The following is a 23,178-nucleotide window of genomic DNA, read 5'->3' as shown; positions in this document are numbered from 1 at the left end:
GGTCTCGCGCGAACCCTCCATCGGCTCCGCTGCGGTCTGGGGTGGGCACAGTGTAACCGCCGCCCATCGGTGCCGGATGTCAGCATCGGTGCCGGATGTCAGCATCGGTGTCTGATGTCAGCAAGGACAATCGCCGAGGCGGTGCGCGGCGAACGCGGTCAGCGCAGGTTCCCGGTCAGCGCAGGTTCGCGGTCAGCGCAGCTTCGCGGTGACCTCGGCGGCGGCGGTGAGGACCTGGGCGACGAGATCGTCGGGCACTGCGGGCGTCGCGGGGGCCTCACCGGCTCCGGGGGCCGGCGCTTCGGGCGCGGGCACGGAGAGGCCGATCGCGGCGATCGGGCGGGAGAGCACATCGTAGACGGGGGCGGCGAGCGTCGAGATGCCCGGCGTCACCTCCCCGTGTTCGATCGCCCACCCGGCACGCCTGGTCTGCGCGAGCAGGGCGCCGAGCTGCCGCACCGAGGTCGGCCCCTGGCCCGTGCGGGTGACGAAGGCGGACTCGGACTGGAACATCGCGAGCACCTCGGACTTCGGCAACTGGGCGAGGATCGCCCGCCCGGTGGCCGTGAGATAGCTCGGCATCCGCACCCCGGTCGCGGTGACGACGGCGACGGACTTCAGCGACTGCTCCTTGAGCACGTAGACCGTCTCCCACCCGCGGATGACGGCGAGCTGGGCCGTCGCCGCCGTGTCCTCGGCGAGCTGCCGCACGACGGGCTGGGCGAGCCGCTGCAGCGGATTCATCCGCAGGTACGAGCTGCCGAGCTCGTGAACCCCGGGCCCGAGGACGAACCCCGGTTCGGTGCGGACGACGAGGCCGAGCTCCTCGAGGACCGCGAGGAGCTCGTAGACGCTCGAGCGCGGCAGGTCGAGGGCGCGCACGAGGGCACCCGCGGAGATCGCCCGGTTCGACGCCGCCAGGTGCCGCAGGATCGCCACCGAGCGGCGCAGCGCGGGAACCTCAGCCACGACTCAGCCAGCCGTCCCGGACGCATGCGTCCCGGACACACGCGTCCCGGATACAGCCGTCGTCATTCCCAGGGCAGCGAACGCCGCGGCGTAGAGATCGGCGATCGGACCGAGCTCGGTGTGGACGCCGTCGCGGATGCGGACGATGCCGCCGCTCACCGTCATGCGGATGTCCTCGGCGGTGGCGGTGAGGACGATCTGCTCGCCGAGTGACCCCATCGTCCGCATGCTGTCGGTGGCCACGGCGATGAAGTCGCACGCCGCCCCGGGGACGAGTTCGCCGACGGGCAGATCGAGGCTGCGCGCACCCCCGGTCGTCAGAGCCGCGATGAGCTCGGCCGGAGAGAACCGGCCGCGCTGGCCGCTGCGCAGCCGCTCCCCGGCCTCGAGTCCCTGCGTCTCCCGCAGGGCATCGAGGACGACGTGCTGGTCGGAGCCGAGCGCAATCGTCGCCCCCGCCTCGGCGAGCTCCCGGGCCGGACCGATCCCGTCGGCGAGGTCGGCCTCCGTGCACGGGCACATGACGATCGTCGTCCCACTCTGCCCGAGGGTCGCGACGTCCGCGTCGGACAGATGCGTCGCATGGACGGGTGAGAGTCTCTCGCTCACGACTCCGGCCCGGGCGAGGACCTGCGTCGGCGTCGTCCCGTACGCCGCGACCGACGCCTCGTTCTCCGCGGGCTGCTCGGAGAGGTGGACGTGCAGCGGTCCGGACAGTTCGGTGAAGCGCGGCAGATCCGCGGCGGCCACCGCACGCACCGAATGGATCGCGGCACCGAGGTGGACGAAGCTCTCCCCGGGCGCACCGACGGGGAACTCGGCGGCGAGATATTCGCCGAGCCGCGCATGACGCTCGAGGTAGCCGGCGATCGTCCCATCGCCGAAGCGCGCCTGCTCGGCGGTGAGATCGGCGCCGATGCCGCCGGTGAGGTAGGCGGTGTCGAGGAGGCGGAGACGGATGCCCGCCGAGGCGGCCGCCCGGGCCAGCGCCCGCTCCATCGCGTGCGGGGATGAGCCGGCATCCCTGCCGTAGGGGGTGCCGTCGGGGGCGTGGTGGACGTAGTGGAACTCGCCGACCGAGGTGTATCCGCCGGCGAGCATCTCCGCGAAGACGGCCCGGGCCACGGTTTCGTAGTTCTCCGGGGTCAGTCGGCCGGCGATCGAGTACATGACCTCCCGCCACGTCCAGAACGTGCCGCCGTCACCGTGGGTGCGGCCGCGCAGCATCCGGTGGAACGCATGGGAGTGGGCGTTGACTCCGCCGGGCAGGACGAGGCCGGGGACCACCTCGGCGCCCTCCGGCGCGACGGCGATGCCGGTGTCGACCGCGGTGAGCGTGCCCGTGTCATCGACGGTGAGGAGGACGCCGGTGGCGACCGCGCCATCGACCCAGGCCGACTCGCACCAGAATGCGGTACTCATCGGTCACCGCCGACGCCGAGTTCGCTCTCGAGGACGGCGACGAGGGCGTCGACGCCCGCCCGCGCATCATCGTCCTCACACGCCTCTTCCGGCGCGTGCGAGACGCCGGTCGGATTGCGGACGTAGAGCATCGCCGAGGGCACGTGCGGGGCGAGGATGCCCGCGTCGTGACCGGCCCCCGAGGGCAGCATCGGGGCGGTGGGGAGCACCGCGCGCAGCCGGTCGTTGAGCGCGGCGGTGAAGCGCGTCGTCGGAGAGTACGACTCCTGCGAGACCTCGACCCTCACACCGGTGTCCGCAGCGTGGTCCCGGGCGCGGGCGGTGATCGCCTCGAGCACCTGTTCGACGACGGCATCGTCCTCGTGGCGGATGTCGAGCCAGAAGCTCATGCCCGAGGCGATGACGTTCGTCCCGCCCGGGTGGATGAGGGTGCGCCCGACGGTGGCGACGGCTGTCGCGTCAGTGGCGGCCGCTAGGGTCGGGATGTCGCCGATCACGCGGGAGGCCGCGACCACGGGGTCGGCGCGGTGGTTCATCGGGGTCGTCCCCGCGTGGTTGCCCTGACCGGCGAACGCGAAGTGCCACCGACCGTGTCCGATGATGGAGGAGCCGATGGCCACAGCCTGATCAGTGCCGGCCAGCCCGATGCCCTGTTCGACGTGGAGTTCGATGAACGAGCCGATGCCCTGCAGCCGCTGAGGGTCCGCGCCCATGCGCGCGGGGTCGAGGCCGTAGCCGCGCGCGACATCGGCGAAGGTGTCGCCGTTCGCGTCCCGGAGGCCGAGGGCCCGGTCGGAGTCGATCGCACCGGTGATGAGCCGCGAGCCCAGGCATGCCACCCCGAACCGCGACCCCTCCTCCTCGGGGAAGACGGCGAGCGCGAGTGGTCGGCCGGCCGCGTCGAGCGCCCCGGAGGCCTTGAGGTCATCGAAGGCCGCGAGCGCCGAGGCGACCCCGAGCGGCCCGTCGAACGCCCCGCCGCCGGGGACGGAGTCGAGGTGGGAGCCGGTGACGACGGCGTCGTCGCCCGGTTCGGTCGCCCACGCCCAGGTGATGCCGTTCGCGTCGATCTCGGTGTCGAGACCGCGGCGGTCCGCCTCGGCGAGGAACCACGTGCGCAGCTCCCGTTCCGTGGCGGAGAACCCGGGCCGCTGGTAACCGGGTCCGCGCGGATCCCGACCGGTGTCGGCGATCTGGGCGAGGAGGGAGACGACGTCGCTCATCTCACTTGTCCTCGTGGTACTCGGTCGTCGCCGCGGCCGTGCCCGAGGCCTCCGCGGCGGCCTCGAGGTTGCCGAGCGCGGTGAAGTCGGAATCGTTGACGGCCGGGCCGCCGCCCACGGGCTGCCAGGTGCCGGCGGCCGCGGTGACGGTGTGGGTGAGCGGGGTGACCGCCTCGGCGGCGGCGACGAGGGACCCGTCCTTGACCTTCGCGATGGTCTCGGCGAGCTCGGGGGAGAGGAACCGGTCGGGGCCGGGACCGGGCACGGTCTCCCGGATTGCGGCGATGACGGCGCCGGTGACCGGGGCCGGATCAGCCTCGCGCATGTCGCAGGCGCGGGACGCCGCGTAGAGCTCGATGCCGATGACGCTGGCGAGGTTGTCGACGACCGTGCGCAGCTTGCGCGCCGCCGACCAGCCCATCGACACGTGGTCCTCCTGCATCGCCGAGGACGGGATCGAGTCGACCGAGGCGGGGGCGGCATTGCGCTTGGCCTCGGAGACCATGGCCGCCTGCGTGTAGTGGGCGATCATCAGACCGGAGTCGACTCCGGCGTCGTCGGCGAGGAACGGGGTCAGCCCCTGGTTGCGGGCGACGTCCATGAGGCGGTCGGTGCGGCGTTCGGCCATCGAGGCGACATCGGCGGCGACGATCGCGAGGAAGTCGAGCGCGTGGGCCAGCGGGGCGCCGTGGAAGTTGCCGTTCGAGGAGACCATGCCGTTGGTGAGCACGACGGGATTGTCGATCGCGGCCCGCAGCTCGCGTTCGGCGACCTGGGTGGCGAAGGCGACGGCGTCCCGGGCGGCGCCGTTGACCTGCGGGGCGCAGCGCATCGAGTACGCGTCCTGGACGAGGTGGGTCGAGTCCCGGTGGCTCGCGGTGATGCCCGACCCGTGGAGGGCGGCGAGCATGTTGGCCGCCGAGGCGGCCTGCCCGTCGTGGGGGCGCAGCGGGTAGTGGAGTTCGGGGGCGAAGACGGCGTCGGTGCCGAAGAGCCCTTCGATGCTCATCGCCGCGGACACGTCGACAGCGGTGAGCAGGCTCTCGAGGTCGGTGAGCGCCATGATGAGCATGCCGAGCATGCCGTCGGTGCCGTTGACGAGCGCGAGCCCCTCCTTCTCGGCGAGCGTGACCGGCGTGATCCCGGCCTGCGCGAGGATCTCATCGGCAGGCCCGGCGACGCCGTCGGGACCTTCGGCGACGCCCTCGCCCATGACGACGAGCGCACACGCCGACAGCGGCGCGAGGTCACCGGAGCACCCGAGGGACCCGTATTCGTGGACGACGGGGGTGATCCCGGCATTGAGGAGATCGACGTAGGTCTGGAGCACCTCGGCGCGGACACCGGTGCGCCCGGTCGCCAGCGTCCGGGCGCGCAGGAGCATCAGCGCCCGCACGACCTCGCGTTCGACGGGTGCGCCGACACCGGCGGCATGGGAGCGGATGAGCGACTTCTGCAGCTGGGTGCGCAGCTCGGCGGGGATGTGCCGCTGGGCGAGCGCCCCGAACCCGGTCGAGACGCCGTAGACGGGCTTCGGCGCCGCCGCGAGCGCATCGATCGCCTCCCGGTACTTCCCGACGCGAGCCAGGGTCGTCTCGCTCAGGGCCACCTTCGCATCGTGGCGGGCGACGTCGACGACGTCGGCGAAGGTGAGGGTATCGGGATCGAGATCGATGACAGCGGACATCTAGGGGCCTTTCGTCGGGGCGGGAAACAGATGGCGGATGGATGGTCGGTGGGGCGGGCGCTCACAGCGTAGTCGCTCTCAGAGCAGCAGGTGGGCGAGCGGGGCGGCGATGAGGATGGTGAGGACGACGCGTTCGAACCAGATGATGACGAGCGCGCCGACGGAGATCGGGATCTCCGTGGCGAGGATCGAGGGCACCATCGCGGAGAAGAAGATGATCGCGGCGACGGAGACGACGGCGATCGTGAAGCGCAGGACGAGGTCGTCGGAACCGGCGACCTGGGTGGCCGGCAGGAACATCTCGACGAGGCCGAGCGCCGAGGCCTTGCCGGCGAGCACGGGATCGGACAGCTGCGTGACCCACGTGAAGGGCACGAAGATCCACCCGAGCCAGTCGAAGATCGGCGTGTACTTCGCCAGGAGCAGGCCGATGAGCCCGACGGAGAGGATCGAGGGCAGGATCGAGGCGGCCATGAGCAGACCGTCGCGGAAGTTGAGCCAGAGGTTGCGGCCGAGGCTCGGCGTCTCGGCGAGCGTCGCCTTCGCCTCCCGCCACGCGACGCGGAAGCGGTGCTTCGTCACCTTCTCCTCCGGCTGCGGGGTCGCCCCCGGATAGTACGTGTCGGGGATCGATCGCAGCGGCGGCAGGTGGACGGTGATGGCCGTGACGACGAACGTGACGACGAGGGTGAAGAAGAAGTAGAGGAGCCAGTGGTCCATGAGGTCGAGCGTCTTGGCGACGACGATCATGAACGTCGCCGACACGGTCGAGAACCCGGTCGCGATGATCGCGGCCTCCCGCGCCGTGTACTTGCCCTCCTTGTAGACCCGGTTGGTGATGAGCAGACCGAGGGAGTAGCTGCCGACGAACGAGGCGACGGCGTCGATGGCCGAGCGGCCCGGCGTCCTGAACACCGGGCGCATGATCGGCTGGACGAGGACGCCGATGAACTCCATGAGCCCGTAGCCGACGAGGAGGGCGAGGAAGATCGCGCCGACGGGGACGATGAGGCCGACGGGGATGACGAGTTTGTCCCAGAGGAACGGACCGATGTCCTCCGCGGCGAGCCAGGCGGGCGGGACCGTGAGAATGAGGACGGCGACGACGAGGCCGACGACGCCGAGGACCGCGAAGATCCCCTTCGTCACCGACGACTTCCACGTGCCGGTGACGAAGGGGCGAACGGCGCCGAGGAGGATGAGGGCGAGGACGATGAACGGCACGACCGGGCCCGCGAAGGTGCGGATGGCGGTGACGATGTGGTCGAGCGGGATCGTCGAGACCCCGGCGATCGTGACGGGAACGAAGAACATGACGATCCCGATGGCACTGTAGGCGAAGAACCGCCAGGTGCCGGCGGGCCTCGTCCGGGACGGCGTGGTCGGGGTGGTCATGATTCTCCTTCGAATCCTCAGTCCGCCGAGGTGGTCGGACGGTTGTCGGCGACGAGCTCACCGCCGCGGTACACGCGGTCGACGAGCTGGACGCCGGGCCGGTAGGCCAGGTGCCGGTAGCTGGGGGCGTCGAGGACCGTGAGGTCGGCCCGGGCCCCGGCACCGAGGTGGCCGATGTCGGTGCGATCGAGGGCGTGGGCGCCGCCGGCGGTCGCCGCCCACACAGCCTGGTCGACGGTGAAGTGCATGTCGCGCACGGCCACGGCGATGCAGAAGGGCATGCTGTTGGTGAAGCACGACCCGGGATTGCAGTCGGTGGCGATCGCGATGTTCACCCCGGCCTCGAGGTAGCGGCGGACGTCGGGGTAGGGCTGACGGGTCGAGAATTCGACGCCGGGCAGCAGGGTGACGACGGTGCCCGCGGCGGCGAGGACGGCGAGGTCCTCATCGGAGGCGAAGGTCGCATGGTCGACGGAGACGCAGCCGAGTTCGGCCCCGAGCTGGAGCGCCCCACCGGCGGTGAGCTGGTTCGCGTGGAGGCGAGGCCGCATTCCCGCGGCGACGCCGGCTTCGATGATCCGCCGGGTCTGGTCCTCGTCGAACGCGCCCTCTTCGCAGAACACGTCGATCCACTTCGCCAGGCCGGACGCGGCGGGGATGATCTCGTCGATGATGAGGCTGACGTAGGCCTCCGGGTCGTCCTTGTGCTCCGGCGGCACGACATGGGCTGCCATGAGCGTGGACTCCGGGGTGTGGCGGCCGATGATCTCCAGCGCCCGGATCTCGTCGGCGAGGTCGAGCCCGTAGCCGGACTTGATCTCGAACGTCGTCGTGCCGGACCGGGTGGCCTGGTCGAGGAGGTGGACGAGGTTGGCCTCGAGCTCCTCGTCGCTGGCCGCGCGGGTCGCCGCGACCGTCGTCGCGATGCCCCCGGCGGAGTACTTCTCCCCCGCCATCCGGGCGGCGAACTCCGCCGAGCGGTCACCGGCGAAGATCAGGTGGTTGTGGCTGTCGACGAAGCCGGGAAGGACCGCCCGCCCGCCGAGGTCGACGGTCTCGACCTCGGCGTCGGGGGCGGTGAGCAGGAGCGCTGCCAGGGCGGCGTCCGCCTCGGCGGCGGGACCGGACCAGGCGATGGTCTCACCGTCGATGATCACCGCGGCGTCGGTCAGGGAGAAGAGATCCCCCGCACCGAGGCTGGGGCGGGCCATGAGCTCGGTGGGGTCCGAGTTCGTGACGAGTTCGCTGATGCCGGTGAGGAGCTTCATCACTGGGCTGCCGATTCCTCGTCGCGGACGTCGAGTTCGGGGATCATCGGGATGCGCATGCCGCGCTCCTCGGCGACCTCGACGGCGCGGTCGTAGCCGGCGTCGACGTGCCGGATGACGCCCATGCCGGGGTCGTTGGTGAGCAGGCGGGCGAGCTTCTTCGCCGCGAGCTCCGTGCCGTCGGCCACGGACACCTGTCCGGCGTGGATGGACCGGCCGATGCCGACGCCGCCGCCGTGGTGGATCGAGACCCACGTCGCTCCCGAGGAGGTGTTGACGAGCGCGTTGAGCAGCGGCCAGTCGGCGACGGCGTCCGTACCGTCGAGCATCGACTCGGTTTCCCGGTAGGGGCTGGCGACGGACCCGGAGTCGAGGTGGTCGCGGCCGATGACGATCGGGGCCGAGACCTTGCCCTCGGCGACGAGCTGGTTGAAGAGCAGACCGGCCTGGTGGCGCTCCTTGTAGCCGAGCCAGCAGATGCGAGCCGGCAGTCCCTCGAACTCGACGTATTCGGCGGCGGCGTCGAGCCAGCGGTGCAGGGACTCGTTCTCCGGGAAGAGCTCCTTGAGGGCGGCGTCGGTGACCTCGATGTCCTTCGGGTCACCGGAGAGCGCGACCCAGCGGAACGGTCCGAGACCCTCGCAGAAGAGGGGCCGGATGTAGGCGGGGACGAAGCCGGGGAACGCGAACGCGCGGTCGTAGCCGGCCTTGCGCGCTTCGTCGCGGATCGAGTTGCCGTAGTCGAACACCTCGGCGCCGCGGTCCTGGAACTCGACCATGGCCTTGACGTGGGCGGCCATCGCCTGTTCGGCGCGGAGCGTGAACTTCTCCGCGTCCTGCTCGGCCTCGGTCTGCCAGTCGTCGAGGCTGACGCCGAGGGGCAGATAGGACAGCGGGTCGTGGGCCGAGGTCTGGTCGGTGACGATGTCGACCTCGGCGGCTTCGGGACGGTCGAGGATGAGCGGGAGGATCTCGGCGGCGTTGCCGACGAGTCCGACGGAGAGCGCCTGCCCGTTCTTCTTCGCCTCGATGACCTTGGCGAGCGCGGTGTCGAGGTCGGTCTCGACCTCGTCGAGGTAGCGCTTGGCCTGGCGGCGGTCGAGGCGGGTCCGGTCGACGTCGATGATGAGGCAGGCCCCGCCGTTGAGGGTGACGGCCAGCGGCTGGGCACCGCCCATGCCGCCGCAGCCGGCGGTGACGGTGAGGGTACCGGCCAGCGTCCCGTCGAAGCGCTTGCGGGCGATGGCCCCGAAGGTCTCGTACGTGCCCTGGAGGATGCCCTGGGTGGCGATGTAGATCCAGGAGCCCGCGGTCATCTGGCCGTACATCATCAGGCCTTCGGCTTCGAGCGCGCGGAAGTGCTCCCAGTTCGCCCAGTCGCCGACGAGGTTGGAGTTCGCGATGAGCACGCGCGGTGCCCATTCGTTGGTCCGCAGCACGCCGACGGGCTTGCCGGACTGGACGAGCAGCGTCTCATCGTCTTCGAGGTCGTCCAGCGTCCGCACGATCGCGTCGTAGGCCTCCCACGAGCGGGCGGCACGGCCGGTGCCGCCGTAGACGACGAGGTCTTCGGGGCGTTCGGCGACCTCGGGGTCGAGGTTGTTCATGAGCATCCGCTTCGCGGCTTCGGTCTGCCAGCTCTTCGCGGTGATCTCAGGTCCGCGGTCGGCGCGGATGACCCGGGTGGGGTCGTGCTGGGTGAACGACGGTGTGGTCGCCGAGGTGGTCGCGGCGTCGGTTTCGGACGTGGCGGTCATGGGATTCCCTTTCGTGGGGTCCCGCAGGGGGACCTGAGCTCAGTTCGACCGGTGTGTCCGACGGAGTGGATTCCCGATCGCGGCCCGACGGCGAGAGACCGTGGGGGCCGAATCGTCTTTGACTACCCTTCCATTGTGTCCGCTGGGAGCGCGGACGGAAGTGGTCTGGCTCAAGTTCTGTCCGATATTTCGGACACTATCCGCCGGCGACCGTGACGGTGCGGCGGCGTCGCTGACCGGTCGCGAGGCCGAGGCAGAGGACGAAGACGGCGAGAGGCCCGTCGAGACCGTCGAACTCCGCGTCGATGCCGCGGCTCGACCAGCCGGTCCGGCCGATCCGGCCGCAGAGCGCGCCGTCGCCGTCGCGCAGCTCGAGGTCACGCGAGTCCGGGGCCGGTGCGAGGCGGTACTCGCGGTCTCCCGCCGCGATGGTCCACCCGGTGGTTCCGGCGCGTTCGGCAGCTGCCACTGGATTCGCCGGCCCGTCGGGTGCGGAGGCGCGCGCCACCGGCCGCAGGGTGTATGCGGTGCCGAAGGACCCGCTGGTCAGTTCGAAGCGAGCGCCGTCGATGACGATCTCACCGCCTCGGCGCAGGGCCCGCGAGCCGATCCGCGTCGTCGGGAATCCGGACCCCGTGATCTCATAGCGGGCCGGGAAGCCGGTGCGGCGGGAGTGCAGTGTCAGCGTGGTCATGGTTCCTCCTGGTCAGACGGGTGGTCGGGGTGGCGACTGGGTGGTTGGGGTGGCGGTCAGCCGCCGAGGGCAGGCGCGACGAGGAACGCGAGCCCGGTGCTGAGGACGTTGAAGATGATGTGCGCGATGATGCCCGGCCACACCGAGCCGCTGCGTCGCCGGAGTTCGCCGGTGATGAGGCCGACGATGAAGGCCGAGAGCATCGTCTGCGGAACGCCGTGGAGGATCGTGAAGAGCAGGGCGCTGCCGACGACGCCGACGATCGCACCGTACCGCAGCAGCACGGTGGTGACGACGCCGCGGAAGAACAGCTCCTCCCCGATCGGGGTGAGCACCCCGAGGAGCACGAGTCCGAGCAGCAGGGGAACGAGTCCGGTCGCCGCGGTCTGCGACCAGTCGCTCTGCGCATTGCCCGAATCCCCGGTCACGGCGACATAGACCCAGGTGGCCGGGAACTTCAGTGCGAAGGCGATGAGACCGCCGACGACACCGAGGAGCAGCCACTTTCCGGCGGCAGGACGCAGTCCGAAGGCGGAGGCCGACCGGAGGCGCACGGCCACCGCGGCGGCGAATCCGCCGGTGCCGGCGATGAACGACAGACCCATGAGGAAGATGCTGAACGCCTCGGGACTGACGACGGGCTTGAGGAGGATCGTCAGCCCAAGGGTGAGGATGACGAAGACGGCGAAGCCGACGCCGAGCTCGATCCACCCGGGCCGGCGCCCCTGCAGTGCCGCCTGTGAGGACGGATTCGGGCGCGACGGGGTAGGGACAGTGGACATGGTGATCTCCTCACCGGCCGCGATGCCCACGCAGGGCGGCCGACTCAGTCAGTGGCGAAAAGGGGTCAATCAGTGGTGGAGGGAGCAGCGATCGGGTTCGCGGCGATAGCGCTGAGCGTCTCCCAGTGCGCGGCGAAAGCCGCCTGGCCCTCGGGCGTCAGAGACAGCCAGGTGCGGGCGCGCTTGCCGACGAATCCCTTGCGGATGTCGACGTAACCGGCCTCCTCGAGGACCCGCATGTGCTGGGAGAGCAGCGATTCGCTGACCTCGAGGGTCTCGCGCAGAGCCTTGAAGTCGGCTTCTCCCGTCGCGGCGAGCGCCGCCATGAGTGAGAACCGCACCGGGGCGTGGATGCGCGGATCGAGGGAGTGACGCGGATGGCTCATCGGCGATTCCTCCTCCCCGCCCGGGCCGCCTCGGCGAAGGCCGGCAGCGCGACGACGATTCCCATGAGCAGCCACAGATCGATCCGGTCTCCGAGGACGACGGGCCCGACCCAGACGACGGCGACCGCATAGAGGATCGCCCAGGCCGCGACCCATCTCCACGTGTGCGCCCTGCTCGCCGGACGGATCTCCTGGCGGGACTTCCAGCGGTAGAGGAGTCCAGCCCCGACGACCACGGCGAGGGTGAAGAGGAGGCCGTCCCAGGTGCCGCGCACCGCGGGCAGGGCGCCGATGATGACGATCGTCACGAGGCCGAAGCCGACCATCATCGGCGGATACCAGGCACCCCTTCGCCGGACGTCGTCGCTGACCCGCTCGGCCCGGGCGAGCATCTCGCGCGGGTCGTTCTCCTCGATCATCACGGTCGCACCTCCTCATCGCAGCGTCGGCGGAGCACGAGCTGCTCCGCACTCATTCACTTTAATACCACTAAAGTGCATTCACAACGGTGAATTGCTTCAGTGGCGACACAGACGACTCGGCGAGCGCTATTCATGCCTAGGGCGTCTCAATCAAGACGAAATCGGTTCTTTAAAAGTCCTGGCCCCGCGCATAGTCTGACAGGACACCCTCGAGATCACTGGAAGAGGAACAACGATGTTCATCCCGCCCACGCCCGCCGCGCCGACCCGCGGCCCGCTCACCCCCGTGCGGGCATGATGCTCGAGACCCGCCAGCTGCAGAACTTCGCGATGGTCGCCCGCGAACGCCATTTCGGACGGGCCGCCGAGCGCCTCGGCCTCGCCCAGCCCTACCTCTCGCAGCAGATCCGCAAACTCGAACGCCAGCTCGGCACGACCCTGCTCCACCGCACGACGCGCTCGGTCACCGTCACCCCGGCCGGCGCCCACCTGCTCGAGGAGGCTGAGCGGGTGCTCGCCGAACTCGACACCCTCGGCACCGAGGTCGGACTCATCGGCTCCGGACTCCAGGGCCCGCTGCGCCTCGGCTTCACCGGCTCGACGACGTACGGGGTGATGCCGCAGGTGGTGCGCCGCACCGCGGCGCTGGCACCCCGCCTCCAGCTGAGCGTGAGCGGCGAGATGATCACCCCGCAGCTCGTCACCCAGCTGCTCGACCGCACCGTCGACATCGCCCTGCTGCGCGGCACCACCCCGGCGACGGGACTTGAGTGCCAGACCATCGGCTCCGAACCCTGCATCGCCGCACTCCCCTCGGATTCGGACCTCGTCGAGGCCGAGGCGATCACGGCCGCCGACATCAGCGGCCGCGTCCTCGTCGGCTACCCGGAGACCTCGGTGATGTCGACGACGACGGCGAACTTCCTCGGCGCTCACCACCGGACCCCGGACTACGCGATCCGCGCGTCGCAGACCTCGACGCTCATGTCCCTCATCGCCGCGGGACTGGGCATGGCGATCGTCCCGGGCACCGCCTCGGCGCTGGCCATCCCCGGCGTCGAATTCCGCACCATCGTCGACGCCCCGCGCACCGAGCTCGCCCTGGCCCGGCGGGCCGATGACGACTCCCGGGCGACGGAGCGGATGACGGCGATCATCACCGAGGTCGTCGCCGCGGCCATCGCCGAGCCCCCTGTCGCAGCGGCGATCGCCGAGGAGGACGCGTCATGAGGATCACCGCCGTCGAGACCGTGCCCTACCGCATCCCCATGCGCAAGCCGCTCGCGTTCGCCAGCGGCGCCGTCGACCACATCGAGCACGTCCTGCTGCGCCTGCACACCGACGAGGGGCTGACCGGCTGCGCCGACATCCCACCCCGGCCCTACACGTACGGGGAGACCCTGGCGTCCGTCATCGCCGTCATCGACGGCGTCTTCGCCGAGGCGCTCCTCGGCGCCGATCCCCTCGACCGGGCCGGAATCCACGCCCGGCTGCGCCGCACCGTCGGCAACCAGACCGCGAAGGGCGGCATCGACGTCGCCCTCTGGGACCTCGTCGGGCAGGCGGCCGGGGTGTCCGTGCACCGGCTCCTCGGCGGGTACTGCGAGTCGCTCGCCGTGACCCACATGCTCGGGTTCGCCCCCACCGAGGCGGTCGTCGACGAGGCGCTCGCGTTCATCGACACACACGGGGTGCGGTCGTTCAAGATCAAGGTCGGCAGGCGCCCGGTCGGCGTCGACGTCGACCTCGTCACCGCGCTGCGGGAGGCCGTGGGCCCCGACGTCCTCCTCTACCTCGACGCCAACCGCGGGTGGACGGCCACCGAGGCCGCGCAGATGCTCGCGGCCACGACCGAGGCGGATCTGCGGTTCTTCGAGGAGCCCGACGACGCCGCCGAGGTGCTCGGCCGCCGGCGACTCGTCGCCTCCTCCCCGATCCCAATCGTCGCCGACGAGTCGGCACCCGATCTCGGCGCGGCGGCCCGGGAGATCCACACGGGCGGGGCGAGCGCCCTGTCGATCAAGACCGCGCGCACCGGGTTCACGGAGTCGGGCAAGATCCTCGGCTTCGCCGAGGCGCTCGGCCTCGACGTCCTCATGGGCAACCAGATCGACACGCAGCTCGGCAGCATCGCCACCGTGACCTTCGGTGCCGCCTTCGAGCACTCCTCGCGCTACCCCGCGGAGCTCTCGAACTTCCTCGACATGGCCGACGATCTCGCCGCCGAACCGCTGCGCATCGTCGACGGTCGTGTCGCCGCCCCCACCGACCCGGGGGTCGGCACGGTCGTCGATGAGGACAAGCTCGCCCACTACCGCATCGACTGACCCGCCCGACTCCGCTGTCCCGCCCGACGACGACGCAGAGTCGACAACCAGAGACACAGCGTCGACAACCGAAGGAGCCTCCCATGCTGTACCTCGTGAGAATGGACGTCACCCTTCCCACCGACCTCTCCGCGGCCGAGACGACAGCGCTGCTCGCCCGCGAGAAGGCCTACTCCCAGGAGCTGCAGCGCGACGGCCGGTGGAAGGAGATCTGGCGCATCGTCGGGGAGTACGCGAACTACTCGGTCTTCGACGTGACCGACAACGACGAACTCCATGAGCTGCTCAGCGGCCTGCCGCTCTTCCCGCACATGCGCATCCACGTCACGCCCCTGGCCACCCACCCCTCCCACATCTGACACCGCACTCACATCACCCGAAGGAGAGAGACAATGTCCGAGAACAGCTTCCAGTCCGAAGTCACGGCGAAGGCCGCCGAATCCGGCGCCAACGCCTCGGCCCGCTTCCGCGAAAGGCAGGCGCAGGGCGGCAGCACCGCCGCCGTCGACCAGGATCGCGTCGCCCTGCTCGCCGGCAAGGCGATCAAGGCGCTCAACGACCTCGTCATCGAGGAGCAGCTGAGCTACGAGGAGTACAACGCGTTCAAGGCGTGGCTCATCAAGGTCGGGGAGGACGGCGAATGGCCGCTCTTCCTCGACGTCTGGCTCGAGCACTCCGTCGAAGAGGTCGCCAATGCCGACCGGGAGGGGTCGAAGGGGACGATCGAAGGGCCGTACTACCTCGGCGGCTCACCGGAGCTGGAGTGGAACGGCACGATCCCGATGCGCGACGACGAACCGGGCACACCGTTCGTCTTCAAGGGCCAGGTCACCGCGGTCGACGGCACTCCGCTGCCGGGGGCGAAGCTCGAGCTCTGGCATGCCGACAACCTCGGCTTCTATTCGCAGTTCGCGCCGGGACTGCCGGAGTGGAACCTGCGGGGGACGTTCACGGCCAACGACAACGGCGAGTACGAGATCCACACGATCCGGCCCGCGCCCTATCAGATCCCCACCGACGGGGCCTGCGGCCAGCTCATCGCGGCCGCCGGGTGGCATGCGTGGCGGCCGGCTCACCTGCATTTCAAGGTGCACGCGCCGGACCACCAGCTCATCACCTCGCAGCTCTACTTCCCCGGCGATCCGCACAACGACGACGACATCGCCTCGGCGGTCAAACCCGAGCTCCTCCTCGATCCGCAGCCGAACCCCGACGGCGAGGGAGAGGTCACCGTCTACGACTTCGTCCTCGATCCCGCCTGAGGACTCCTCGCACGCTGAGCTGACGGTCGCCTCGGTGGGGAATATCGCCGAGGCGGCCGGCCGTCAGCGTCTAGAAGCGCGTGATGATCGAGCGGATGACCTCGCCCTTCCTCAGCTTGTCGTAGGCCTCGTCGACGTCGTCGATGGAGATCTCCTGGCTGATGAGCCCGTCGAGGTTGAGCCGCCCCTGCATGTAGAGGTCGGCGTACATCGGGATGTCGCGTTTGAGGTTCGTCGATCCCATGCTCACGCCCTGCACGCTGGCATGGCTGACGAGGGCGGCGAGCGAGGTGTCGAGGGTGACCGTGGCGTCGGGCTTGGCGATGCCGATGAGGTAGGCGTGCCCGCCGACGCGGCGCAGCGCGATCGCCTGCTCCTGGGTGGCCGGCAGTCCGATGACCTCGAACGCGTGGTCGACCCCTCCCCCGGTGAGCTCCCTGACGGTCTCGACGGCGTCGACCTGTGAGGAGTTGATGACCTCGGTGGCGCCGAAGCTCTTCGCGACCTCGAGCTTCGCGTCGATGATGTCGATGGCGATGACGTGCGTGGCTCCGGCCAGGAGCGCACCGGAGATGACGTTGAGCCCCACCCCGCCGGTGCCGATGACGGCCACGGAATCGCCGACGCGCACACCGGCGGTGTTGATCGCCGATCCGGCCCCGGTGACGACCGCGCACCCGATGATCGCCGCCTGCGGGAACGGGAGATCGTCGCGGACGACGGCGAGCTGGTTCTCGTGGACGAGCGCCTGGGAGGCAAAGCCGCCGAGACCCCACCCCGAGGCGATCGCCGTGCCGTCCTCGGCGCTCAGGCGCGACGGCTCGTCCGGTCCGCGCACCGTCGCCTGCGGGTTCGGGCACTCGTAGGTGCGCCCGGACAGGCACGTCGTGCACACTCCGCAGAACTGGATGAGGCATCCGACGACGTGGTCGCCGACTTCGATCGTCGTGACCTCGGAGCCGACCGCCTCGACGACGCCGGCGATCTCATGGCCGAACACGGCGGGAAATGGAAAGCCGTAGCCGCTCTCGACGATGTGGAGGTCGGAATGGCAGAGACCCGAGGCCCTGACATCGATGAGGACCTCGCGCTCGCGCGGTTCGTCGATGTCGACGTCCCGCGTGGTGAACGGTGAGCCGACTCCCTCGGACACAGATGCTCGCATGGTTGCTCCTTTGCAATCGTGGCGGTGATCGAACCGGTGGCGATGACGTCCGCCGGTTCGCGGTGACCAGCCGACGATCACGCAGGCAGAGCAGTGACACAACGGTCGGCACCCGATTTTGAGCGTACGCCCGATCAGGGTCGGTGTCGATGAATTCCGCGGGTCGAGGCGGTGATCAGTCGGTGCGCGGCCTCTGCCGCGGGGCGATGGGCTGGCCGGGCCGACCGAGGACTAACTACCGATCAGTCGTTCTGTTCGGTAGGATGTGTGGCGCCGGTCACCATCCGGGCACCCCGTCCTGGTCGACCCCCGCGGCTCCACCGAAGCCCGGGCGGTCGGCTGTTCGCGCACTCTCAACGCCGAGATCCACGACAGAACAGGAATGCAGACCTATGAGCACACGTCGACCGACAATGACTCCGCCCCTGCGACGACTGACCACGGTGGGCACCGCAGCGATCGCCGGCCTCGCGCTGGCGGTGGGCACGATCGCGACCCCGGCCCACGCCGCCGACCCCGTCCCGACGACGGACGCCGAAGCCGAACGCCTCAACGACGAGCGGGCCGCCGAGGATCCCTCCGAACTCGATCGCAGCAGCGTTCCCGCCGGAGTGAGCGTCGAACAGGCACAGTCGGTCGTCGAATCCTCCGACGAGATCACCGTCGCCGATGTCGAATACGCAGCCGCCGTCGAGGACCTCCCGGCATCCGGTGTCCCCGCGGACTTCTACGAGACTCCCGCCACGCTGCCGGAGGAGAACGGCGCAGTCGTCAGGCAGGCCGAATCCGACTTCTACCTCGACCCCGTCCGGCTCATCAGGCACGACGCGAAGACGACGACGTTCATGTACCGCACCACCGACGAACGCGGCACTGCCCGTGCCGCCACCGCCACCCTGCTCAGCCCGGCGAACTCCGACGGCCCGGCGCAGGACGCCGTCGTCATCGCCCCGGGCACGCAGGGCACTGCCGACAAGTGCGCTCCCAGCCGACAGCTGAGCATGGGCACGGAGTACGAGGGCATCGGGGTGACCTCGGCGCTGGCCGCCGACCGTCCGGTCATCGTCGTCGACTACATCGGCCTCGGCACCGAGGGTCCGCACCGCTACCTCAACCGCGTCGAAGAGGGCCGTGCCGTGCTCGACGCCGCCCGCGCCGTCCAACTGGTCGAGGGAAGCGGCATCGATGCGGAGACGCAGCTGCAGCTGCGCGGCTACTCCCAGGGCGGGCAGGCGACGGCGGCGGCCCTCGAACTCGCCACGGAGTGGGCTCCCGAGCTCAACCTCACCTCCGCCTCGGCGGGGGCCGCTCCGACCGACCTCAACGACGCCGTCGGCAGCCTCTCGGGCGTCTACACCGGCTTCCTCCTCTTCGGGGCGGATTCGTTCGCGGAGCAGGCAGGCATCGACCTCAGCGAGCACCTCAACGAGAAGGGCCAGGAGACGGTCGAGCGCGCCGCCGGCCAGTGCACGATCGAAGCCGTTCTCACCAACGCCTTCGTCGACACGAGCACACTGACGAAGAACGGCGGGGACTTCCAGCAGCTCGTCGAGGAGGAGTTCACCGCAGTCCTCGACGAGCAGCGGTTGGGCACGGCGGCGATCCCGGACATTCCCGTCCTCGTCAACCACAGCCGCCTCGACGACGTCGTGCCCTTCGCGCAGGGTCGGGGGCTGGCCGCGGCCTGGTGCGATGCGGGCAGGTCGGTGACTTTCGCCGACAATCTCGCGCCCACGCACATCGGCGGGTACCTCGCCTCGCTGCCGCGCGTCGAGGCGTTCACGTCGACGACCTTCGCCGGTCAGTCTCCGCTCAACAGCTGCTGGCGGCTCTGATCCCGCGGGCTTAGCCGAGCATCCGAGCCGGCGGGAGGCTCGGCTACGCCTCCATGACGTAGGAGAGGATCATCGACACGAGGGTGGCGACGACGACGGAGTTGAAGGCGAACGCGACGATGACGTTGGTCCGCACGAGTCTCCACCCGGCGCGGGTGATGGCTCGGCCCGGCAGCGCCGCCGTCATCGTCGAGGTGAGCACGGAGAACGTCAGGTAGTCGCTGAAGGCCCGGTCCTCCTCCATGTCGAACTCGAGGTGGCGTGCCGCCTGGCTGCCGCCGTCCCGAAGGTCGAGGCGCATGTAGTCGAGGGCGAACGAGTAGACCATGACCGCCCACGAGGCGATGACGTTGGCGACGCCGAGGGCACCGGCGATGACGGTCTCCTCGCTCGATCCGAGGGTGACGAGGTAGACGTTGAGCATGATGGCGACGAAGGCGGCGACGAGCGTCCACGACACGGCACCACCGCCGCCGAAGAGGATCGACGTCCAGCGGCGCCTGCGGGCGATGGCCCAGCGCGAGTGGACGGTGAGCTCCGTCTCCGTGAGGTCCTGCAGTCCGACATGGGTCCAGAGGAGGTAGACCAGCGCGTACACCGGCCACGCGACGAGGAAGACGGCGATGAGTCGCTGCGTCGCATCGACGAAACCGGCCGAATCGGCGCCGAAAGGGGAGAATCCGAGTCCGACGATGACGACGACCCCGACGAGCAGTGCGGGGATCATGCTCACCGATGAGCGCGTGTCATCGGAGATCGTGATGATCTGGCTGTGGCGGGGTCGCAGGCGCAGGACGGCTCCGGTTCACTCGATGCGGGCTGGTCACCTCACCCTAGTCGACCGGCGCCCGGTGGTTCCGTCAGGCGAGTACCCTGGGTCGCGTCCGAACGCAGGGCATCAGGCAGTGGCGAGGAGACGCTGCAGGGCGAATTCGTAGATTCCGACGGTGGCGTCGGGGTCGATCGCGCCCTCGACTGCGAGGCCGTTCGAGAGGGCGAGGATGACGACCGCAAGCTGCTCGGCCTCAGCGATGCCGGCGGCGCTCAGTTCCGCGGCGATCGCCTCGCGCAGCTGACGCCTGCTCGCCTCGAGGTCGGCGGCACCGGTGCCGCCCTCGCGCATCGCCGAGGCCCAGAACTCGAGGAACGCCCGGTGCCAGGTCGGGTCGTCGGTGGTGAAGCGCGCCAGCCGCGTCGCGAGTCCGCGGGCGAAATCCGGAGAGTCCGGCTCCCCTGCCGCGCGGGCGGCAGTGACGATCGAGGCGATCCGCTCGGCCGTCCGCGCCTTGAGCACCTCGAAGAACAGCTGGTCCTTGCTGCCGAAGCTCGAGTAGACCGCGCCCTTGGTCAGCCCGGCCGCCCGTGCGACCTCATCGACCGAAGCCTGCGTGAAGCCCCGGGCGGAGAAGACGTCGGCGGCTGCGGTGAGCACCCGGGTGCGGGTCTGCTCGCGGGTCGGGCGCTGTCGCTGCCGCGCGGTCGAGGGAGTGGTCTTCGCCATGCCCTCGACAGTACCACTGGTATTGGATACCCTCGGTATGCAATACTCACGGTATCGAACTCGGGAGAACGGACACGCATCATGTCAGCGCACGCCTTCGTCACCGGCGCCGCCGGTTTCCTCGGCCGCCAGCTCGTCGAGCGCCTCGTCGACGACGGATGGTCCGTCACCGCCTTCTGCCGCCCCGAGGACCGATCCGACCTGCTGCCGCCGGGAGTCGACGTCCGTCTCGGCAACCTCCTCGACCCATCGTCGCTGCAGGCCGCGCTCACCGGTCTGCGACACCCGGTCGTCTTCCACCTCGCCTGCAACACCACGACGTGGTCCCGTCACGCGCAGGCACAGTTTCGCGACAACGTCGACGGCACCCGCGAGCTCCTCGCCGCCGCCGAGCGCGCCGGGGCCAGACGGCTCGTGGCGACCTCGTCGATCTCCGCCTACGGGTATCAGCCCGGCGTCCGCCTCGTCGAGTCCTCGGCGTCGAACGTCGCCGTCAAGGGCGACAACTACGGGAAGAGCAAACGGGCCGCCGAAGAGCTCATCACGGCGGCTGACCGTGACGGACGGCTGTCGACCGTCATCCTCAACCCCGTCAACATCATCGGCAGCTACGATGCCGCGAACTGGTCCCGGCAGCTCATCCTGCCGCTCGCCTCCGATCGCCTGCGGGTCGTCCCACCGGGGACGGCGACGTGGATCTCTGTGCACGATGTCGTCGCCGCCCACCTCGCGGCCGTCGACGCCCCGGTCGAGGGCGGCAACATCATCCTCGGCGGAGTCGAAGCCGGCTTCCTCGAGGTCGTGCAGACGATCGCCTGGCTGCTCGGCAGACCTGCGCCCACCCGCGCCACTCCCGCCTCGGTGATGGCCGCACTCTTCGCCGTAAGTCAGGCCAAAGCCGCCCTGACGCGAACCGAGCCCGAACTCAGCCTGGCGAAGTATCGGCGGGCGACGGGCAACCTCCTCGTCGACGATTCCCTGGCCCGCACGACCCTCGGACTGGGACGCACCTCGCTGACGACGATGCTCGCCGAGACCATCGCCTGGCTGCGCACCGTCGGTCTGCTCACCGATGCCGGGCGCGCAGCGGTGCGACCGCCTCGGCGCCGGTGACCGCTCATCGCTCCGGATTCATCGGTCGGCAGAGCTGCATCGGTCGGTAGAGCTATAAGGAAGCCTGGTGGTCCGATGCGCGGACCGTACACTGACGACCATGAGCGCCGACGTCATCATCCTCGCCGGACCTCCGGGAGCCGGGAAGTCGACGACAGCCCGCGCCCTGGCGCACGATTTCCCACGGTCCGTCCACCTGCACACCGACGACTTCTGGCATTTCATCGCCTCCGGTGCCATCCCGCCCTACCTGCCGGAGTCCGAGGCGCAGAACCACACGGTCATGGAGGTCGTCGTCCACGCTGCCGCGATCTACGCGCGGGGCGACTACACCGTCATCGTCGATGGGATCGTCGGACCATGGATGCTCGATCACTTCCGTGTGCTCACCCGGCACCCTGATCCTCTGCCGGTCCACTACCTCATCCTTCGGCCGAGCCGAGAGGTCGCGCTCGACCGCGCCACCGCGCGCACCGGTCCCGACGACCTCACCGACGAGGAGCCGCTCACGACGATGTGGGATCAGTTCAGCCACCTCGGCGACCTGGAGGACCACGTCATCGACAGCAGCATTCAGACCTCGGAGCAGACGCTCGCCGCTGTCCGCGATGCCGTGGGGACGGCGACGTTCCGCCTGCGGTGACGACGCCGCCCCTGGCTCACCCGGCCTCGACCCACTCCCTGAGCTTCGTCAGCCCCTCGACGATGTCGTCCTCGCCGATGCCCGAGTACGCGAGCCGGATGTACTTCTGCTCCTCCCCCGGCTGCGGGCGACCGAAGTGCTCGCGGGTGCAGAACGAGACCCCGGTGTCATGGAGGGCCTGGGTGGAGAAGTCGGAGAGGGTCGCGATCCCCTTGCTCGCCATCGCCTCGGTGACGTCGGGGAAGATGTAGAACGTCGATTCCGGCACGGCGACCTCCATGCCGGGGATCGCGTTGATGAGCGAGCATGCGGCGTCGCGGCGGGCGCGGAGCACGTCGAGCATCTCCGCGACCGGCTCCTGCGGTCCCTGCAGCGCCGAGATCCCCGCCCACTGGACGTAGTGGGTCGTGCACGATTCGTCGTTCGTGTTCATCGTCGAGATCGCCTCGGCGACCTCCTTCGGGGCCACCGCACACCCGAGCCGCGACCCGGTCATCGCGAACTTCTTCGAGAACGTGTAGAGGATGACGGTGCGCTCGCGCATCCCCGGCAGGGCGGCGATCGACGCGGACTCACCGCCGTAGCGCATCTCGAAGTACGCCTCGTCGGAGAGCACCCAGAGGTCGTGCTCGGCGGCGATCTGCGCGATCGCCTCCCGCTCCCCCGGCGTCGACTCCGCGGAGATGGGATTCTGCAGATCGTTGTAGATGATCGCCACCGTCGTCTCGTCGATCGAGGCCCGCAGATGGTCGAGGTCGATGGCGAACCCGTCGGCGGTCGGCACGTACCGGTACGGCAGCGCCCGCCCACCGAGGTATTCGATCTGCGACTCATAGATCGGGAACCCGGGATTCGGGTAGAGCACGGACTGACCGGGATCCATCACCGCCTGGAGGAACTTCGTGATGACCGGCTTGCCCCCGGTGGTGACGACCACCTCGGCGGGATCGATGTCGAGACCGCGCCGAGACCCGATGTCCTCAGCGAGCGCCGCCCTCAACTCGGGGATCCCCGGTCCCGGACAGTACCCGGTCTTGCCGTCCGTGATCGCCCGGTTCATCGCCTCGACGATGTGCGGGGCCATCGGAAAATCGAGATCGCCGAGGTGGAACGGATAGACCCGATTCCCCTGAGCCTTCCAATCGGCGGCGGCCTGGGCGACGCGGAAAGCGGTTTCCGTGCCGAGGTCATTCAGTCGCTGGGCAGTCTTCATCGGCGGCTCCTTCGAACGCCCGCTCCCCGGCAGCGGTGCCGCAGGGAACGGTGGTGCAGCTGGTGGGAGGCGCCGCTTTCCGCGCGGAGCGGTGGGCGGCGCCTTCCTCACACG

22 protein-coding genes are annotated in these 23,178 nt (G+C 69.8%); 7 read left to right on the top strand and 15 right to left on the bottom strand.

Annotation, left to right across the window (positions count from 1 at the left end; translation table 11 throughout):
• Positions 1–192: 192 nt before the first annotated feature.
• The 11 genes from ABD154_RS07025 to ABD154_RS06975 all read right to left on the bottom strand — a co-directional run bounded on the left by ABD154_RS07025 (position 193) and on the right by ABD154_RS06975 (position 12,002).
• Complete coding sequence (locus tag ABD154_RS07025; protein WP_198500318.1) at positions 193–969, bottom strand: IclR family transcriptional regulator; 777 nt, start codon at positions 967–969, stop codon at positions 193–195.
• A gap of 3 nt (positions 970–972) precedes the next feature.
• Entirely contained in the window at positions 973–2,391 is a 1,419-nt protein-coding gene (locus ABD154_RS07020) for a formimidoylglutamate deiminase (RefSeq protein WP_198500317.1), read from the bottom strand.
• Positions 2,388–3,614, bottom strand: a complete 1,227-nt coding sequence (locus tag ABD154_RS07015; protein ID WP_198500316.1) for an allantoate amidohydrolase — start codon at positions 3,612–3,614, stop codon at positions 2,388–2,390. Before ABD154_RS07015 ends, ABD154_RS07020 begins: the two co-directional genes overlap by 4 nt.
• 1 nt (position 3,615) lies before the next feature.
• A complete protein-coding gene (hutH, locus tag ABD154_RS07010; protein WP_344250799.1) occupies positions 3,616–5,301 on the bottom strand; it encodes a histidine ammonia-lyase in 1,686 nt (561 codons plus the stop codon).
• Positions 5,302–5,379: 78 nt separating this feature from the next.
• Positions 5,380–6,696, bottom strand: a complete 1,317-nt coding sequence (locus tag ABD154_RS07005; RefSeq protein WP_198500314.1) for a YjiH family protein — start codon at positions 6,694–6,696, stop codon at positions 5,380–5,382.
• Between the two features lie 17 nt (positions 6,697–6,713).
• Positions 6,714–7,964, bottom strand: coding sequence for an imidazolonepropionase (gene hutI, locus ABD154_RS07000; protein WP_198500313.1), 1,251 nt, complete (start codon positions 7,962–7,964; stop codon positions 6,714–6,716).
• Positions 7,964–9,721 carry a urocanate hydratase gene (gene hutU / locus ABD154_RS06995; RefSeq protein ID WP_198500312.1) on the bottom strand — a complete coding sequence of 586 codons (1,758 nt, stop codon included), beginning with the start codon at positions 9,719–9,721 and terminating at the stop codon, positions 7,964–7,966. The genes hutI and hutU overlap by 1 nt, the downstream gene beginning before the upstream one ends.
• Positions 9,722–9,917: 196 nt before the next feature.
• Positions 9,918–10,415 (bottom strand): hypothetical protein, encoded by a 498-nt coding sequence (locus tag ABD154_RS06990; protein ID WP_198500311.1) that lies wholly within the window; start codon positions 10,413–10,415, stop codon positions 9,918–9,920.
• A gap of 56 nt (positions 10,416–10,471) precedes the next feature.
• A complete protein-coding gene (locus tag ABD154_RS06985; protein ID WP_198500310.1) occupies positions 10,472–11,197 on the bottom strand; it encodes a type II CAAX endopeptidase family protein in 726 nt (241 codons plus the stop codon).
• 65 nt (positions 11,198–11,262) lie between these two features.
• Positions 11,263–11,583 carry a winged helix-turn-helix domain-containing protein gene (locus ABD154_RS06980; protein WP_198500309.1) on the bottom strand — a complete coding sequence of 107 codons (321 nt, stop codon included), beginning with the start codon at positions 11,581–11,583 and terminating at the stop codon, positions 11,263–11,265.
• A complete protein-coding gene (locus ABD154_RS06975) occupies positions 11,580–12,002 on the bottom strand; it encodes a hypothetical protein (protein WP_198500308.1) in 423 nt (140 codons plus the stop codon). Before ABD154_RS06975 ends, ABD154_RS06980 begins: the two co-directional genes overlap by 4 nt.
• A gap of 297 nt (positions 12,003–12,299) precedes the next feature.
• Between ABD154_RS06975 and ABD154_RS06970 the strand changes: the two genes are divergently transcribed.
• The 4 genes from ABD154_RS06970 to catA all read left to right on the top strand — a co-directional run bounded on the left by ABD154_RS06970 (position 12,300) and on the right by catA (position 15,594).
• The gene (locus ABD154_RS06970; protein WP_198500307.1) at positions 12,300–13,235 is read left to right on the top strand and encodes a LysR family transcriptional regulator; all 936 of its coding nucleotides are present in this window, start codon (positions 12,300–12,302) and stop codon (positions 13,233–13,235) included.
• Positions 13,232–14,332: a mandelate racemase/muconate lactonizing enzyme family protein gene (locus ABD154_RS06965; protein WP_198500306.1), complete on the top strand. Its 1,101-nt coding sequence runs from the start codon at positions 13,232–13,234 to the stop codon at positions 14,330–14,332. Before ABD154_RS06970 ends, ABD154_RS06965 begins: the two co-directional genes overlap by 4 nt.
• 83 nt (positions 14,333–14,415) lie before the next feature.
• The gene (gene catC / locus ABD154_RS06960; RefSeq protein ID WP_198500305.1) at positions 14,416–14,691 is read left to right on the top strand and encodes a muconolactone Delta-isomerase; all 276 of its coding nucleotides are present in this window, start codon (positions 14,416–14,418) and stop codon (positions 14,689–14,691) included.
• Positions 14,692–14,724: 33 nt separating this feature from the next.
• Entirely contained in the window at positions 14,725–15,594 is an 870-nt protein-coding gene (gene catA / locus ABD154_RS06955; protein ID WP_198500304.1) for a catechol 1,2-dioxygenase, read from the top strand.
• 70 nt (positions 15,595–15,664) lie between these two features.
• Here catA and ABD154_RS06950 read toward each other — a convergent pair whose 3' ends face one another.
• Positions 15,665–16,759 (bottom strand): zinc-binding dehydrogenase, encoded by a 1,095-nt coding sequence (locus ABD154_RS06950; protein WP_198500303.1) that lies wholly within the window; start codon positions 16,757–16,759, stop codon positions 15,665–15,667.
• A gap of 413 nt (positions 16,760–17,172) precedes the next feature.
• Here ABD154_RS06950 and ABD154_RS06945 point away from each other — a divergent pair, with 413 nt between their 5' ends.
• Positions 17,173–18,594 carry a lipase family protein gene (locus ABD154_RS06945; RefSeq protein ID WP_344250791.1) on the top strand — a complete coding sequence of 474 codons (1,422 nt, stop codon included), beginning with the start codon at positions 17,173–17,175 and terminating at the stop codon, positions 18,592–18,594.
• A 43-nt stretch (positions 18,595–18,637) separates the two neighbouring features.
• Here the strand turns inward: ABD154_RS06945 and ABD154_RS06940 are convergent, their stop codons facing one another.
• Both ABD154_RS06940 and ABD154_RS06935 read right to left on the bottom strand, forming a co-directional pair.
• Positions 18,638–19,321, bottom strand: coding sequence for a DUF1345 domain-containing protein (locus ABD154_RS06940; protein WP_232623806.1), 684 nt, complete (start codon positions 19,319–19,321; stop codon positions 18,638–18,640).
• A 171-nt stretch (positions 19,322–19,492) separates the two neighbouring features.
• Entirely contained in the window at positions 19,493–20,095 is a 603-nt protein-coding gene (locus ABD154_RS06935) for a TetR/AcrR family transcriptional regulator (RefSeq protein WP_198500301.1), read from the bottom strand.
• A gap of 81 nt (positions 20,096–20,176) precedes the next feature.
• Here ABD154_RS06935 and ABD154_RS06930 point away from each other — a divergent pair, with 81 nt between their 5' ends.
• Together ABD154_RS06930 and ABD154_RS06925 are read left to right on the top strand one after the other, a co-directional pair.
• The gene (locus ABD154_RS06930; RefSeq protein ID WP_344250788.1) at positions 20,177–21,208 is read left to right on the top strand and encodes an NAD-dependent epimerase/dehydratase family protein; all 1,032 of its coding nucleotides are present in this window, start codon (positions 20,177–20,179) and stop codon (positions 21,206–21,208) included.
• Positions 21,209–21,308: 100 nt separating this feature from the next.
• Entirely contained in the window at positions 21,309–21,851 is a 543-nt protein-coding gene (locus ABD154_RS06925) for an AAA family ATPase (RefSeq protein ID WP_198500299.1), read from the top strand.
• Positions 21,852–21,867: 16 nt separating this feature from the next.
• Here ABD154_RS06925 and ABD154_RS06920 read toward each other — a convergent pair whose 3' ends face one another.
• The gene (locus ABD154_RS06920; RefSeq protein WP_198500298.1) at positions 21,868–23,064 is read right to left on the bottom strand and encodes a pyridoxal phosphate-dependent aminotransferase; all 1,197 of its coding nucleotides are present in this window, start codon (positions 23,062–23,064) and stop codon (positions 21,868–21,870) included.
• Between the last annotated feature and the right edge of the window lie 114 nt (positions 23,065–23,178).

The organism is Brevibacterium sanguinis (assembly GCF_039528855.1).
Lineage (GTDB): Bacteria > Actinomycetota > Actinomycetes > Actinomycetales > Brevibacteriaceae > Brevibacterium > Brevibacterium sanguinis.
This window is presented reverse-complemented; position numbering and strand designations above follow the sequence as displayed.

Bases quoted from the DNA above. Each gene is read 5' to 3' on its own strand.
- ABD154_RS06935 (WP_198500301.1), bottom strand. From the start codon at position 20,095: ATGGCGAAGACCACTCCCTCGACCGCGCGGCAGCGACAGCGCCCGACC.
- ABD154_RS06930 (WP_344250788.1), top strand. From the start codon at position 20,177: ATGTCAGCGCACGCCTTCGTCACCGGCGCCGCCGGTTTCCTCGGCCGC.
- ABD154_RS06965 (WP_198500306.1), top strand. From the start codon at position 13,232: ATGAGGATCACCGCCGTCGAGACCGTGCCCTACCGCATCCCCATGCGC.
- ABD154_RS06950 (WP_198500303.1), bottom strand. From the start codon at position 16,759: ATGCGAGCATCTGTGTCCGAGGGAGTCGGCTCACCGTTCACCACGCGG.
- ABD154_RS06990 (WP_198500311.1), bottom strand. From the start codon at position 10,415: ATGACCACGCTGACACTGCACTCCCGCCGCACCGGCTTCCCGGCCCGC.
- ABD154_RS06970 (WP_198500307.1), top strand. From the start codon at position 12,300: ATGATGCTCGAGACCCGCCAGCTGCAGAACTTCGCGATGGTCGCCCGC.
- ABD154_RS07015 (WP_198500316.1), bottom strand. From the start codon at position 3,614: ATGAGCGACGTCGTCTCCCTCCTCGCCCAGATCGCCGACACCGGTCGG.
- ABD154_RS06975 (WP_198500308.1), bottom strand. From the start codon at position 12,002: ATGATCGAGGAGAACGACCCGCGCGAGATGCTCGCCCGGGCCGAGCGG.
- ABD154_RS06940 (WP_232623806.1), bottom strand. From the start codon at position 19,321: ATGATCCCCGCACTGCTCGTCGGGGTCGTCGTCATCGTCGGACTCGGA.
- ABD154_RS07020 (WP_198500317.1), bottom strand. From the start codon at position 2,391: ATGAGTACCGCATTCTGGTGCGAGTCGGCCTGGGTCGATGGCGCGGTC.
- ABD154_RS06925 (WP_198500299.1), top strand. From the start codon at position 21,309: ATGAGCGCCGACGTCATCATCCTCGCCGGACCTCCGGGAGCCGGGAAG.
- hutH (WP_344250799.1), bottom strand. From the start codon at position 5,301: ATGTCCGCTGTCATCGATCTCGATCCCGATACCCTCACCTTCGCCGAC.
- catA (WP_198500304.1), top strand. From the start codon at position 14,725: ATGTCCGAGAACAGCTTCCAGTCCGAAGTCACGGCGAAGGCCGCCGAA.
- ABD154_RS06945 (WP_344250791.1), top strand. From the start codon at position 17,173: ATGACTCCGCCCCTGCGACGACTGACCACGGTGGGCACCGCAGCGATC.
- hutU (WP_198500312.1), bottom strand. From the start codon at position 9,721: ATGACCGCCACGTCCGAAACCGACGCCGCGACCACCTCGGCGACCACA.
- ABD154_RS06920 (WP_198500298.1), bottom strand. From the start codon at position 23,064: ATGAAGACTGCCCAGCGACTGAATGACCTCGGCACGGAAACCGCTTTC.
- ABD154_RS06985 (WP_198500310.1), bottom strand. From the start codon at position 11,197: ATGTCCACTGTCCCTACCCCGTCGCGCCCGAATCCGTCCTCACAGGCG.
- hutI (WP_198500313.1), bottom strand. From the start codon at position 7,964: ATGAAGCTCCTCACCGGCATCAGCGAACTCGTCACGAACTCGGACCCC.
- catC (WP_198500305.1), top strand. From the start codon at position 14,416: ATGCTGTACCTCGTGAGAATGGACGTCACCCTTCCCACCGACCTCTCC.
- ABD154_RS07005 (WP_198500314.1), bottom strand. From the start codon at position 6,696: ATGACCACCCCGACCACGCCGTCCCGGACGAGGCCCGCCGGCACCTGG.
- ABD154_RS06980 (WP_198500309.1), bottom strand. From the start codon at position 11,583: ATGAGCCATCCGCGTCACTCCCTCGATCCGCGCATCCACGCCCCGGTG.